The organism is Bartonella sp. AP40SXNS (assembly GCF_042195825.1).
Lineage (GTDB): Bacteria > Pseudomonadota > Alphaproteobacteria > Rhizobiales > Rhizobiaceae > Bartonella.
Genome location: NZ_JBHIPB010000010.1, coordinates 1 through 13376, shown reverse-complemented (window position 1 = coordinate 13376; position 13376 = coordinate 1). Strand labels below are relative to the sequence as shown.

Below are 13376 nucleotides of genomic sequence, written 5' to 3'. Positions count from 1 at the left end.
TCATTCTTTGCTCGCCCCAAAACTCTCTCATTCTGGAGGTTGAGGATCATGATAAGGAACTGGAATATGAACAGCTTCAAGCAAAGCCTTTCGTATGTAATAATCAATGGCACCGATTAGGCTTGCAGCATCACATCCAACTTGTGCAGCAATGCTTGCACCAAATCGATGAGGAAAATTCAACATAGCGTCACGGTGTGCTCTTCCAAACTCACGCGCTGCTCTCTTGACTTCTTCACGGTCAACGGTTGTTTCGCGTAAGCGTTCAAGGGCAATCTTTTCGCTTTCAAGCGCAACTTGCATTCGCTCCAGTTTTATCTTGTATTCATTGGCACCCTCTGTAGAGACTTGTTTGATCTTTGTTCGCGGTTGGCCATCCGGTGCTAAAAATGGAGCAGGGCGTTTTGTTGGATTCTCATTCCAGATGCTTGTGGCAAGGGCTTCATTGACAGAACCATCTTCAAAAAGAGCCTTATCAAATTTCCCTGTCTTAAGACGAGAAACCACTGCATTAGGAGAAACACGCATCTTTTTGGCAAACGCACGAAGCGATATCCCCTCACGAACTTTCTTGGTCATAGTTGCTCCTTGCCTTCTTTTCTGTCCTAAGAAGGAGGTGGTTACGGTGTTACGAATGATTGACAATCGGGTATAATCGGGTCTATATTCCGGTATGAAAACAGATACACTCCAAATTACACAAGAATTGTTGGCTCTCATTGCTGAAATTGATGAGTTCAAAGGGGCATGGCGCGCCCTTGGTACTCTTGCACCTGAGCGATTGAACGCTCTTCGTCATATTGCTACTGTTGAAAGTATTGGATCTTCCACACGCATTGAAGGGAGTAAGTTAACAGACCGCGAAATCGAACAGCTTTTGGTAAACTTAGAAATTAAACGTTTCAAGAGTCGTGATGAACAAGAAGTTATCGGTTATGCCAAGGTTATGGAAACAATCTTTCAATCTTGGAGTGATATTTCTATTACTGAAAATCATATTAAACAACTTCATCGTGATCTTTTGTGTAATAGTGAGAAAGACCAACGACATCGAGGTGAATATAAGACTTTACGCAATGATGTAGCAGCATTTAATTCTCAAGGGAAAATGGTTGGCATTGTTTTTGAAACAGCTACACCATTTGATACACCATACCGAATGCAAGAGCTTATTACTTGGTTCAATAAAACCAATGAATTAAAGGATCTTCATCCTTTACTTACGATTGGTATTTTTAATGTTACATTTTTAGCTATTCATCCTTTTCAAGATGGAAATGGACGTTTAAGCCGTATCTTAACCACCCTGCTTTTGTTACAAAAAGGTTATGTTTATGTACCATATTCATCACTTGAAAGCATTATTGAGAATAATAAAGAAAGCTATTACTTAGCTCTGAATCAGACTCAAAAAACAATTTATACTAAAACACCCAATTGGGAACCTTGGATACTCTTTTTTTTACGTGCTCTACAAAAACAAAAACGCCAATTAGAAATAAAAATAGAGAGTGAAAAAAATGCTCTTTTTTCCTTATCTGAATTGGCTCTTAACATTCTTGATTATGTGCGTAATCACGGACGAGTTACAACCCGCGATATGGTGCGTGAGGTTGGTGCAAGCCCTAATACACTTAAAGTAACTTTTACATCATTAGTTGAAAAAGGCCTTTTGATACGTCATGGTGGTGGACGATCAACTTGGTATAGCGCACCTTAATTTTATTGCCTTCTTAACCACCTCCCCATTTTGAGAACGGGGAGGGGACTTCTGTTTTTGAACTTAAGCAACCTTTTTAATAGGGCTATCGAAATTTTGTTCGTAAGTTCGCAACAAATGTTCCATGCTATTCGGTAACTCTGAATCACCAAAATCTGTTAGAACTGTTAAGATTTTAAGTATACTTGGCATCTCATCCTGAAGTTTTGAAATCAAAGCTTTTTCTATGACATTCATAGTATCAACCAGAGCTGTACAATTTTTATCATTCATATTTTCATGTCTAGAAAATTGAGATAATGCCATCCATAAATCGCATAAGAAGTTGGTATCTATCTTCATTGCACACCTCCATGAATTTACTCTCTTAAACATGCTAATCCTCTGGATATGATTTTCGTTGAAGGGAGCACCTTTTCTGTACCATCTGATCTTTGGATAGTAATAGCAGGACAGTCCATGAAACCTTTTTTGATTTTATCCTGATAAGGTAACAGAGGCGCCCCTGGAGCCCGTCGATACACCCAATCATGTTTACGCAAGTAATCGGTTAAATCTTTTGGTCGTACCTCCAACATCTTTGCTGCTTCAATAAGACCAAACAATCCATCAGAGCGTTTTAAACCTTCTAAAGCTTCTGCTTTTGGAGTCAATTCGGCAATAACATGATCTTTTTGTTCTATTTGACTTTGTAAGTGATTCAAAACACCAAGTAATGCTTTGGGTTTGGAGTAGTCAATTTGTGGAACAGCTACTTATTTTAAAAGCCGTTCACATTTGATAAAGTATTGACGTGCTTCATGCCCTTTATCATTACGCTCTATCATCGAAAGATGTTTAGCCATGTCTAACGTAATGTGGTATTCTTTTATTTTTCCACCCCGGTAAAAATTTACCGCAGTTATAAAGTTTATATTTTCCTGAAATTTACATTCTTTAACGCGATTTTTAATCTAATTTCTAAATTCAGACTTTATTTCCAAAAACGCATACAAATCACGCGCGTTAACAGTTTGAACAGTTTCCTGATCAATAACCCGTTCTTTAATTTCTATAAGAGTGTTCACAGTGAACTCCTATCGATTAGAGGTTTCTTATTGACATTTCAGAAGAATGCCGGGCGCTAAGAAACACGGTCGATAGTCCGTCGTTACGCTTTCCCCATAAAGAGTATTGTATAGCGTAACTACACCCGACAAGATCTTTATATGCCACAGCATATAATGAGTCAAAGTCTTTAATGTGCGGAGAAGAGATTGTGTCGGCAATCTATCCGCTATCGATTTAAGGTGTTTCTTAGGCACCTGATTCTATTATTCATATTGTCGCTACAATGTCAAGTGGCAATGTAATGTTTTTATAAAAGTAATCAGTTAAATCTTTTGGTCGCACTTCTAACATCTTTGCTGCTTCAATTAAACCAAACAGACCATCAGAGCGTTTTAGACCCTTAAGTGCCTCTGCTTTTGGAGTCAATTCGGCAATAACATGGTCTTTCTGTTCTATTTGACTTTGTAAGTGATTCAAAACACCAAGTAATGCTTCGGGTTTGGAATAATCAACTTGTGGAGCGGCTATCTGTGGTGTTGCTACTTGTTTTAACCGTCTTTCACATTCGATAAAATATAAACGAGCTTCTCTACCTTTCTTATTATTTTCAAGCATAGAGAGCTCTTTGGCTACGCTTAAGGTGAGATGATAATCTTTAGAGGGACGACCACCTTAGAGGTTTTCCCCAAAATTGGTGAAAACTAAATAATCCTGATTTTCTAATAAATTATATTTGTTGATGCGATATTTAATCCAAGTAGAGAAATCTTTACCTACTTCTAAAAACGCATGCAAATCACGCGCATTAACAGTTTGAACAGTTTCTTGATCAATAACCTGTTCTGATATTTCTATAAGAGTGTTCATGATGAACTCCTTGGTAATAGAGGTTTTCTATTGACACTCTATGAAGAGTGCCGGGTGCTAGAAAACACGGTACCAAGTCCGTCGTTATGCTTTTCCCAAAAGGGTATTGTATAGCGTAACTACACCCGACAAGATCTTTATATGCCACAGCATATAATGAGTCAAAATCTTTAATGTTCAGAAGATTGATTATTTCGGCAATCAATCCGCTTGGTATTTTAAGGTGTTTTCTAGGCACCTGATTCGATTATTCATATTGTTGCCATATTGTCAAGTGGTAAAAACTTTTTTCTAAAAAATAATCCACTATTGTACAAGGTGTATATTAGTGCACATTAAATTCGTTATTTATCAATGTGTTATGTGTACAATGTACAGTCAAATTGAAAATTCTGTCGCTAGCGATAATTCGCACTAGTCTGCCCCGCAACGAAGCCAACTCGCTGGGAAGTACCTTTTGCATTGATTTTATTAACTTTTTTATGAAAAAAGAGAAGCATAAGTGATAATCTGTTTTTAAGATTGCAATAAGAATATGTAATGCCTATCCTCATAAGGATATGGAATATATAGATAAAGCTTGAGAACATGATCTAGCTTTTCTTATTGGCAGCGTATTCTTGACGTTTAAGTTGTCTCTGTATGTTTTTGATTAGTCTTTCATTGGCTTCTTTTACAATAGCACTTGCAATCTCTGGCTTGGACATCACTTTAGCAATTGAAGGTCCTTCTTGTTTTGCAATGGGGAATTGATCTCCGTCATTTCTTTGAAACACATTCCCTCCCATTTTCAATTCAACACGCTTTGGAAAACTGCCTCCCTTGATAAAACCATGGGGTAAGATTTCTTTCTTTCCAAACAGTGTGTAAGTTACGCCGCGTTTTGTTTCTTTTGCTTTAAAAAATTTAAGAGGTATTGGTGTTCCAGAACCAATGATACCTGTCTCAAGAAACCTTGCTGTCGCTTTTTCTTTAATATAAACACCTTGCTTAAAACGCTTGATTTGGCTGATGAGATGTCGGTAACTTGCTTTTCAGTAAAGCGTTCAACTTGTTTTGCTGCAGTGTTTAGAGCATTACGCAGAGCCCAATTAAGACGTGGTGCTTGAAGGCTTGTGAAGGTATCTTTTACCTGTTGAAGATACCATTTTTGGTGGATGATTAACTTCAACTTCTAAGCCTTTTTTGGGGTAGGTGTTGATGATTTAGAAACTTTAGATGCTTTAGGCTTTTCGAGTGAGGTTTCCTCTGGTACTGTCTCAGATGATATTTGGTTTGTTTCTTGTTCTATTTGCTTAATTTGTTCAACTACCTTGTCGGGCTTTATTTTTGTTTTAACATCAACAAAGGGTTTAGTAGCATTTGCACGCTTGAGACGAGCATAGACTTGATTGGATACCTCAACAAATGGATTATTGGGAGTTGAAATTTCAAAACGAACAGTGCTTTTATTATCGCCGACAACACACATTGGCTTCGTGATGATTGCTTTCATCTTCGCTCCTTTTGAGTCATAATTAATGACATCATTGGTTACTTAATGGTTTTTGATATGTGCAAAATAGATTATCCTGTTTTATCAATAAAAACAGTAATTTAAGCTCTCTTGAAAGCTTAAGATTTTATCAAATTTTAAGGGATATTTTTGAATTTTAGACACAATACACCTAGGAACAGCACAACCATTAAGTAAAATTTTTTACACATTGTCAAGAGAAAAAATCTATATTTTGTACATTTTTTGTTTCTAAAAATCTAAACTTAGTATTCAGACAAACAAGTGATGCAATAATAATCCCATTTAAATAAATCTTTTACTTGGCTTTTTGCCTCGTTTCAGAGAACGATGTTTTACGGTACGAGATAAAGATTTGAACCAACTACGTAAGAAATGTTGCTAGCTTAGCAAGGACTTCGTTCATAATCATGGGGGGTACTGCTTCCATTTTCTTTCCCTGACGCACTCCAATATCAAGAGCACGTGGTTGGTCACAACGTATTATGCCCGTTGTATGTAATCCCACTCCCATTAATGAGACAGCAAAGCCTGCTGTTCTAGCAAAATTTCCTCCGTTTGTAATAGGCAAGACAATAGGTGTTTTCGTTACACGATTAAACGCTCCCGGTGATACAATTAATACAGGACGCGTTCCTTTTTGTTCATAACCCGAAGATGGATCAAGAGATACTAGCCAAATTTCGCCTCGCTTCATCACAACAGCTCTTTACCAACAGGTTTAGTATTAAACCATTCTATATCCTCATCTACAAAATCATCTGACGGATTACATTGAGCTAACAATTCATCAAGAGTATAACTAGGAAATGTTTGTGGTTTCACAACTAATTGTCCATTATCAATAGTCAAACCAACTTGCGCATTTTCAGTAAGATGAAGGACATCAAGCAGTGAGGGTGGTATAGAAAGCATTACTGATCCTCCAACTTTACGTAATTTCGTTGTATGCATAAAACAACCTCTCAAAATATTATATAAAAATATAACATTCAAAAAGCTATTTCAAGAGTTTCTGATGCTTTTATAAATATACTAGTAAAACATTTAGCATTTATTTTTTTGGTTAAAATATTTCTGGAGAGCGTTAAGGACTATCCGCAATGAAGGTACAAGGTATGATAATTCTTGATCTTCACTAACAAGATACTGTAGCGCAGCATAAAAATTATGCTGTCTGTAAAGGTGTTGTGTTTCTTTTATTACCTCTTGCATATTCAAAAGTTGTTTTGTTGTAAATTCAACCCATTTTTTTCTAGCTTCTTCATTAGAAGATGAAGGCATTTTATCATAAATTGCACTAGGCAATGTTTTTGCACAGAGATAATCATTTCTCACTTCAAGATATTTTTGCGCAGCATCATATTGGTCTTGATTGATTTCGCCTTGCAAATAAAGCCGCCCAATATAGGTACCGGAAAGCGGATTTTTAGCCTCTTCTATGGTCAAGCCAAAGCGTTTGGCACGCATTTATTGCCAATTTGTCAATGGGATCATGAGGCATTTTTGTCCGTGAGATACGACCATTGGGTTCTCTGATACATCCATTAATACGAGGGCGTCCACGTTTTGCATGTTTTTTTCTTTTTGTCATATTTTTCAATCAAAATGGTATGCTGTCATTAAGAGATGCACTATGATCAGCAGCACCTGAAGCAATAGCATAATTTTGAGAAGTAATGGGTGAGGGGTGTGCCGATTGTTCTTTCTTTGCATCAAGCAAATGCAGTTCACCTTTATATTGTGACAAGACAATCTCTGTTGTGTAACGGTCATGCCCATTTTTATCTTGCCATTTGCGTGTTTGTAATTTGCCTTCAATGTAAACCTTTGAATCTTTACTGAGATACTGAAGAGCAACTTTTGCTAAATGTGGATTAAAAACCACAATGGAGTGCCATTCCGTTTTATCTACTTTTTGATTGGTCTTTTTATCAGTATAGCTTTCAGAAGTTGCTATACTAAAATTGACTATTTCAGCTCCAGAAGTCATGGTTTTGCTTTCTGGGTTAGCACAGAGGCGTCCGATTAATGTCACTTTGTTTAGCATGTTTTAGTTACCTTAAATTTGTATTTAAATATGTAAAAAAATCTTAGCATAATTTTATTATTTTTTCAATTATTTCAGTTGATTAATAACAGTTTTTTAAAGAATTACTTTATAATTTTATTTGATAAATTATTCATAAAAAAGATGTGTTATATAGATACTTCAATCTTGTATTTAAAACTCTTGATATACATACATAAATGTATTAACATAAGACATGAAAATAAGATTTGAATGGGATGAAGCTAAAGCGAAAAGTAATCTTAGAAAGCACCGTGTAAGTTTTGAAATAGCTGCACGTGTTTTTACCGACCCATTCGCTATGGTTAAACAAGACCGTATTGAAAACGGAGAATATCGTTGGCAGACTTTAGGGCTTGTGGATGGTTTTTTATTGCTACTCGTAGCGCATACTGTTCATGATGATAAAGATGGCATAGAGGTAATCCGTATTATTTCAGCACGGCGTGCTAATTTGAAAGAGAGAAAACATTATGAAGAAGAAAGTTCGTTATGAAATTGATGTAGGTAACTTATCGCCTTTGACAGATAAACAAAGAGTTGAAATTGAAAAACTGGCTGTAATGCCGGATAGCACAATTGATCATAGTGATATTCCACCACTAGATGATGCATTCTGGAAAAATGCAGTGCGCAATCCATTCTATAAACCAAAGAAAACTGTCACAACAGTGCGTGTGGATTCAGACGTATTAGCATGGCTTAAGAGTCAAGGAAAAGGCTACCAGACGCGGATTAACGCCATTTTACGTGATGCTATGCTTCGTTCAATGCGTTGACCTCTCCTTCCTCTAAAAAGCAAGGAAAGAGAGTTATATTAAAAAACTAAGCAGCTTTAACAGATTTTTCTAAAACCTGTTTTACTTCTTCAATGAGTGTTTTATACTGTTTGCTTTCTTCTACCAATGTAAAGGCTTTAACAAGATGCATATGAAGAGGACCATAAATATAAACAGCCTTTTTAGTTGGAGACATTTTATCCCAATCTTTTGGAAAATCAAAGCGTGTATCATGGTCATAATCAACAGATTGGCTTTTTAACTTTTTCTCACACTCAATAAAGTAACGACGAGCTTGTCTGCCTTTCTCATTGCGTTCAACAATGGAAAGCTCTTTTGCCATGTCTGGAGTGAGGTGATATTCTGTACTTGGACGACCACCTTGGAGGTTTTCGCCAAAATTGGCGAAAACTATATAATCCTGATTTTTTAGAAAACTGTATTTGTTAATACGATCTTTAATCCAATTAGAAAAGTCTCGTTTTACTTCCAAAAACGCATGTAATTCACGTGCATTAACGGTTTGAATAATTTCTTGTCCAACAGCTTGTTCTGATATTTTAATTAGAGTGTTCATTGTGAACTCCTAGTTGTTAAGGTTTTCTATTGACATCCAAAGAGAATGCCGGGCGCTAGAAAACACGGCAACTAGCCCGTCGTTATGCTTTTCCCAAAAAGGGTATTTTATGGCATAACCACACCCGACAAAATTATTATATGCGTGTAGCACACAATGAGTCAAAGCTTTTAAATTGCGGAAGATCAGTTATTTCGGCAACCAATCCGCTAGTTGTTTTAAGGTGTTTTCTAGGCACCTGATTCGACAATAGACATAATGTTGCCATATTGTCAAGCAACTTCTGATAGTTTTTTTATGCCTTTATTGATCTCGTCTATAAGAGGCTCGTAATTGAGAACGCTTTTCGGAATATTCCCACCGTAAACCCATGCTTTTACTTGCGCTTTGGTACTAAAATCCGCATTTTCTGGTGTGGTATAATACTGACCGCCATCAAACTTTTCACACTCTCTTGTACCGTCTTCATATTCGTAGAGGTTGTAAAAATACTCCTCTGCTCCATCTCCCCAAGGAACATACCCAACAGCCGTTGCGATAAACTTTTTTTGCATAGGCTGTTTACGTTTTTTAAAGAATCTTCGTTTTAATATTTCCATGTTTTAATTCCTATTTTTACCAATAGGTTAATTTACCTAAAATTTGACCGTACAGAGCGTTTTGTATTACAGATGTGGTTTTCATCATAAAATCTTTAAATCGCTTTGTATGGTGCCTTTTTGTCTGTTTAAATACATATCTAATCCAAAAATGATCAGCACTTTTCACTATTTTGCTGTTTTAGGCTGCTTTGGAACTGCTACTGTCATGACACTCTTCACTAGGCTTGCCTATTCTCATGCATGAAATGCGCTTGCCTCCTAAGGCTAGGTTACGCGTATTTTCAACTGCTATAAAAACCTTCTCAGCAACACCATAAAGCCCGCTTTCTAAATCACGACAATACTGCGCCAGATCAGCACATGAGGGGACAAAGGTTGTTGACATACCTTTTGCCTCACCACGGATAAGATTTTTAACAGCTTGCAACAAAGACCAGAGTGAGATGCCGTTAAGAGCAGCGATATAAGCCTTTGCACGCGCCTCTGGATTTGAAACTTTTTGCATTGTCAAACCACCTTCAAGCACATCAAGAGCCTCTGCTATATCTTCAACAGATGCTTTCACGGTAAATAAGTTTTGGACTGTCTGATAGGCTTCTAAAGCTTGTTTCTCTAGGACTGGTGTCAATTCCATGCCACTGATCAAGGTCCATGGACATTCCAGTGTTACATATTTTGCCATCTGTTGTATGGCGTTTTGTAGAGGCGTCACTAAGCTGTGTTGCACCGATAAGATTACGGATTGCCTCTCCGGTACCACCGCGAGTTCTTTGATCTTTTGAAAAGTTTCCATTGTTTCCACCATTGTTGTTCGTGTTTTTTATTTTTTCTAAATCATCAACCGCCTTGCGTATCCAGTTACGCCATGTTGCTTGCCAATCGATTTTGGTTGCATTTGCTCCGGCTTTTGAACGCCAGTAATCTCGAAATTTTGCGATTTCGACTTTCACGCGCTCTGGAGGCAAGCCCTCTTCGATTGCAAAATCGTAATCCGGTTCAAAATCCTCTGGCAATCGACAACCGCGATTAGCTTGCGCTCGTTTTGCTTTTTTGGGAACGTTCTCTTGCTCGTGAATGGGAGGTTGGTTGTCTGATGAGGTTTCGATTTGCTCTGATGTGGTCTCAACAGCAGCAACCTCGATTGGCTCGTCAACCAAATCAGTGATTTCTAAATCTTCAAAATCAATTTCTTTTTTTGATAAAACGATAGTTTTATTTTTTTTATATATATTATTCTTATTCTGGTTCTTTATAGCTAGATTTTGCTTATCATTTGCTTCAGCAAAATTATTAATATGTTGTTTTATATTATTTTTTGCTTTTGCACCTTTTTTACCAGCCTCACTACGAACTTGCGATATGTGCTCTTTTTTATCAGCAAAATCATTCAGCTCTTCTTCAACGCGTGTATTCCACAATCCATTATCTGTCTCAACAAGTTTATCATTCCTCATTAAGTATTCGACAAGAGTTGCAAATTTTTTCTGCGAACAATTGCAAGCGTTTCAAAATCTTCTTTAATTGGTGCTTTTTTATCGTACATGCGAACGAGAAGCGTCATATAAGCGCCCCTTTGCTCTAACGTCATTCCATCTGTACCACTTATCCAGTCATACAAATGGAATCTTATCCATGGCATACCATTAGACATGCGCATCCCCTTCTTTCATTAAATATAAAATTGCCAAAGCATCTGCTTCGTTGTCGTCACAAGGCGCGTGACCTTTTGCACGCATTGCCTTAATCATTTCTGCTTTTGAGGCATTTCCTTTGCCTGTCATTGCTTTCTTAATGGTACCAACGGGAATGCCTTCATACGGTATCTGATGATGTTCACACCACGCCGTTAATGTTGCTAGAAAGCCCCCATAAACATGAGAAGCGTCTGTACCCACATGCCGGCGGACCTCTTCAAAATACACTGCATCAATTTCATCAACAGACCTCTTTAGTTCAGTAAGCCATTTCTTAAAGCGCAAGTAACGCATGCCACCGCCTTCAAAACGGCGTGATTGAAAATGTTCTGTATCACTTGTGATAAAACCATCTGCTTCACGAAGCGCCCAGCCTGTCTTAGTCCCTAGATCAAGAAAAAGAATCGTGTTAATCATTTGCTATTCCAATTTAAGAGTATTTTTTAATCGTATCTGATCATCATTTTTTTCGAAACCGCAGGGGAGAAATATGCAAGAAAAGCTAAAAAATTTGGAAAGCCAACTGGTTAATATCAAAAGGAAAATTGCAATATTAGAAAAGGCATCACAAAATTTAGAGCCAAAGTTGGAGATTAATATTGAGGAACCTAAGATTGAAGTCATACCACCACACAATATTGTTACTGTAGAATTTGAAATCAAAAACCCTACAAAACAACCAATAAAAATGAATCATATACGAATAGACGAAAATAGCCCATTTCAATTTGTTGAGGCATTCCATAGCGCCTACAATTCGCGTTATCGAAAGTCACTAAAAACTACTCCCAATATATCTCAAAAACACATCGATTTAATAGCATTTCCCATTACAGATACCATCGATATTGATTTCTTTAGTTTACATGGCGGATCTACTTGCGTTTGGAGTATAAAAATTCGACCTACAGAAACAGAAAATTCCAATAAGATAACCGTTCCAGTTTTTATTCTTGAACACACCTCGTCAAATGATCCATATAAAACACTTCAAGTTCGTTTTTGGCCCAGTTTTTTCCGTCAAAAGCCCTATCAACAATTTTCATCCCACTTTGAGATTAATCATTGACTGTTCTATGCTTCTTTGCTTTTAAAGGCGAAGAAGCAAACACATCTAAGTAACTTATTCTGTTTTACTGCTCATAGCCTCCAAAGGTCCCCACAATTCTTCTTTTCGATACTGTTTTTTCTAACTCGTTAATTAATATACTTAATTGTGCTATTATTTTGTCTTTTTCATGCGTTTTCGTCATTTTATAAAAGTAAAAGCCAGCAAAAAACATGATTACATTGACTATAAAAAACACAATCATCGCTGCCAAACCGTAATCCATTTTATTTTCTTTCTTCTTTAAGAGTGTGAATGGTGCTGTTGCTGTTCATCATTATCTGTATGAGCAGCAATAAAAGCAGAACTAGAGCTAGAACTATCCTTCAACTTTTGCAGCTTTAAATAACTATTTAAAGATAGTCCTTTGCCTTGTTCCCAACGACAAAAAAAGCTTGCTTAACACCTAAAATATCTGCTAATTCCTTTTGTATTAGCGATAAACACTTTCGGATAGACTTAATCTTTAATTTTTCCTCTGTGTCCATTTGAGTTAAGCTCCTTGATTTTAACCATATACGCAATTGTATAGAGTTAATTAAAAAAAACAATAGATTTTTTTAATTTTAAAATCATAAGTAATTAATTATGACGAAAAATATCATTGCGACATTGCAAGTATTGCAATCTGAGTTTGGTCTTAATCAAAAAGATCTTGCCGATAGATTAAATGTAACCCAAGCGACCGTGTCAAGATGGTTAGGAAGTGAATCAGATCCCAGAGGTTCACACAGAGACGCAATTTTAGAACTTTATAAAAGCTTAAAAGGTTATAATCAAATTACTACAGTTGTTCCTGTTATGGGGTATATAGGAGCAGGATTAGAGATTGATACCGATGTTGAGCAAATCCCAGAAAATGGGCTTGAAACAATCGAAATACCATTTGATTTGCCTTTTGAAACAATAGGATTCATGGTTCGTGGAGATTCCATGTATCCCGTGTATAAAGATGGTGATTTAATCGTAGTTAAACATCTGCAAACAAAGCCAATGAGCGATTATTACGGTGATGAAGTTGTCGTTCTAACAGAAGATAATAGGCGTTTCATCAAACAAATTACTCGCTCTTCAGAGGGCATTGTACTCAAATCATGGAATGCGCTACCTATTAAAAATGCAAAGATAAAATGGGTTGGAGAAATAGTTGCGATATTACCGCGCAAATCCTATCGTCTACTTATGAAATAATCCCAATAAAGTTTTTGATTCTATTGCTTGCTTATGTTTATACATTTGCGTATAAGTAATTATGCAAACCACGCACAAACAATCGCCAAGAGGCGTTAGGGAGGAAAATTATGGATAAGCCAACTCTTATTAATTCCAATGAAATTTTATTAGTTTCCTACGATGATAATCAAAACATTGCAGAGTCTGGAACACTTGATG

17 protein-coding genes and 5 pseudogenes are annotated in these 13376 nt (G+C 36.7%); 5 read left to right on the top strand and 17 right to left on the bottom strand.

The window, feature by feature from the left end:
* Window positions 1-27: 27 nt before the first annotated feature.
* Window positions 28-579 carry a hypothetical protein gene (locus ACFILZ_RS07215; RefSeq protein ID WP_375610734.1) on the bottom strand — a complete coding sequence of 184 codons (552 nt, stop codon included), beginning with the start codon at window positions 577-579 and terminating at the stop codon, window positions 28-30.
* 94 nt (window positions 580-673) lie between these two features.
* Between ACFILZ_RS07215 and ACFILZ_RS07210 the strand changes: the two genes are divergently transcribed.
* Window positions 674-1720 (top strand): Fic family protein, encoded by a 1047-nt coding sequence (locus ACFILZ_RS07210; RefSeq protein WP_375610735.1) that lies wholly within the window; start codon window positions 674-676, stop codon window positions 1718-1720.
* A 63-nt stretch (window positions 1721-1783) separates the two neighbouring features.
* Here the strand turns inward: ACFILZ_RS07210 and ACFILZ_RS07205 are convergent, their stop codons facing one another.
* From ACFILZ_RS07205 to ssb, 9 genes and pseudogenes are all read right to left on the bottom strand, one after another.
* Window positions 1784-2062 (bottom strand): hypothetical protein, encoded by a 279-nt coding sequence (locus ACFILZ_RS07205; RefSeq protein ID WP_375610736.1) that lies wholly within the window; start codon window positions 2060-2062, stop codon window positions 1784-1786.
* A gap of 17 nt (window positions 2063-2079) precedes the next feature.
* Window positions 2080-2787, bottom strand: a pseudogene (locus tag ACFILZ_RS07200) (antA/AntB antirepressor family protein).
* 250 nt (window positions 2788-3037) lie between these two features.
* A pseudogene (locus ACFILZ_RS07195) lies at window positions 3038-3637 on the bottom strand (antA/AntB antirepressor family protein).
* Between the two features lie 593 nt (window positions 3638-4230).
* Window positions 4231-4808, bottom strand: a pseudogene (locus ACFILZ_RS07190) (hypothetical protein).
* 3 nt (window positions 4809-4811) lie between these two features.
* A complete protein-coding gene (locus ACFILZ_RS07185) occupies window positions 4812-5132 on the bottom strand; it encodes a hypothetical protein (RefSeq protein WP_375610737.1) in 321 nt (106 codons plus the stop codon).
* 385 nt (window positions 5133-5517) lie between these two features.
* The gene (locus ACFILZ_RS07180; protein ID WP_375610738.1) at window positions 5518-5850 is read right to left on the bottom strand and encodes a type II toxin-antitoxin system PemK/MazF family toxin; all 333 of its coding nucleotides are present in this window, start codon (window positions 5848-5850) and stop codon (window positions 5518-5520) included.
* Window positions 5850-6107: an AbrB/MazE/SpoVT family DNA-binding domain-containing protein gene (locus tag ACFILZ_RS07175; RefSeq protein WP_375610739.1), complete on the bottom strand. Its 258-nt coding sequence runs from the start codon at window positions 6105-6107 to the stop codon at window positions 5850-5852. Before ACFILZ_RS07175 ends, ACFILZ_RS07180 begins: the two co-directional genes overlap by 1 nt.
* A 93-nt stretch (window positions 6108-6200) precedes the next feature.
* Window positions 6201-6747: pseudogene (locus ACFILZ_RS07170) on the bottom strand (hypothetical protein).
* 9 nt (window positions 6748-6756) lie between these two features.
* Window positions 6757-7203: a single-stranded DNA-binding protein gene (ssb, locus tag ACFILZ_RS07165; RefSeq protein WP_375610740.1), complete on the bottom strand. Its 447-nt coding sequence runs from the start codon at window positions 7201-7203 to the stop codon at window positions 6757-6759.
* A 217-nt stretch (window positions 7204-7420) separates the two neighbouring features.
* Here ssb and ACFILZ_RS07160 point away from each other — a divergent pair, with 217 nt between their 5' ends.
* Together ACFILZ_RS07160 and ACFILZ_RS07155 are read left to right on the top strand one after the other, a co-directional pair.
* Window positions 7421-7720: a BrnT family toxin gene (locus tag ACFILZ_RS07160; RefSeq protein WP_375610741.1), complete on the top strand. Its 300-nt coding sequence runs from the start codon at window positions 7421-7423 to the stop codon at window positions 7718-7720.
* Window positions 7698-8003: a BrnA antitoxin family protein gene (locus tag ACFILZ_RS07155; RefSeq protein WP_375610742.1), complete on the top strand. Its 306-nt coding sequence runs from the start codon at window positions 7698-7700 to the stop codon at window positions 8001-8003. Before ACFILZ_RS07160 ends, ACFILZ_RS07155 begins: the two co-directional genes overlap by 23 nt.
* 46 nt (window positions 8004-8049) lie before the next feature.
* Here the strand turns inward: ACFILZ_RS07155 and ACFILZ_RS07150 are convergent, their stop codons facing one another.
* The 5 genes and pseudogenes from ACFILZ_RS07150 to ACFILZ_RS07130 all read right to left on the bottom strand — a co-directional run bounded on the left by ACFILZ_RS07150 (window position 8050) and on the right by ACFILZ_RS07130 (window position 11293).
* On the bottom strand, window positions 8050-8580 hold the full coding sequence (locus ACFILZ_RS07150) for an antA/AntB antirepressor family protein (RefSeq protein WP_375610743.1): 531 nt from the start codon (window positions 8578-8580) through the stop codon (window positions 8050-8052).
* Window positions 8581-8852: 272 nt separating this feature from the next.
* Window positions 8853-9179, bottom strand: coding sequence for a hypothetical protein (locus tag ACFILZ_RS07145; protein WP_375607510.1), 327 nt, complete (start codon window positions 9177-9179; stop codon window positions 8853-8855).
* Window positions 9180-9360: 181 nt separating this feature from the next.
* Window positions 9361-9747, bottom strand: coding sequence for a hypothetical protein (locus ACFILZ_RS07140; protein ID WP_375682359.1), 387 nt, complete (start codon window positions 9745-9747; stop codon window positions 9361-9363).
* Window positions 9731-10833 (bottom strand): annotated as a pseudogene (locus ACFILZ_RS07135) (DUF1376 domain-containing protein). Before ACFILZ_RS07135 ends, ACFILZ_RS07140 begins: the two are co-directional and overlap by 17 nt.
* Window positions 10826-11293 carry a crossover junction endodeoxyribonuclease RuvC gene (locus tag ACFILZ_RS07130; RefSeq protein WP_375610745.1) on the bottom strand — a complete coding sequence of 156 codons (468 nt, stop codon included), beginning with the start codon at window positions 11291-11293 and terminating at the stop codon, window positions 10826-10828. The pseudogene ACFILZ_RS07135 and the gene ACFILZ_RS07130 overlap by 8 nt, the downstream one beginning before the upstream one ends.
* Before the next feature lie 73 nt (window positions 11294-11366).
* On the opposite strand from ACFILZ_RS07130, the gene ACFILZ_RS07125 reads away from it, so the two are divergent.
* Complete coding sequence (locus ACFILZ_RS07125; RefSeq protein ID WP_375610746.1) at window positions 11367-11945, top strand: hypothetical protein; 579 nt, start codon at window positions 11367-11369, stop codon at window positions 11943-11945.
* Window positions 11946-12009: 64 nt separating this feature from the next.
* On the opposite strand, the gene ACFILZ_RS07120 is transcribed toward ACFILZ_RS07125, so the two are convergent.
* Together ACFILZ_RS07120 and ACFILZ_RS07115 are read right to left on the bottom strand one after the other, a co-directional pair.
* Entirely contained in the window at window positions 12010-12210 is a 201-nt protein-coding gene (locus ACFILZ_RS07120; protein ID WP_375607558.1) for a hypothetical protein, read from the bottom strand.
* 127 nt (window positions 12211-12337) lie between these two features.
* Window positions 12338-12472, bottom strand: a complete 135-nt coding sequence (locus tag ACFILZ_RS07115) for a hypothetical protein (RefSeq protein WP_375607557.1) — start codon at window positions 12470-12472, stop codon at window positions 12338-12340.
* Window positions 12473-12572: 100 nt separating this feature from the next.
* Between ACFILZ_RS07115 and ACFILZ_RS07110 the strand changes: the two genes are divergently transcribed.
* On the top strand, window positions 12573-13175 hold the full coding sequence (locus ACFILZ_RS07110; RefSeq protein ID WP_375607556.1) for a S24 family peptidase: 603 nt from the start codon (window positions 12573-12575) through the stop codon (window positions 13173-13175).
* Window positions 13176-13376: the final 201 nt, after the last annotated feature.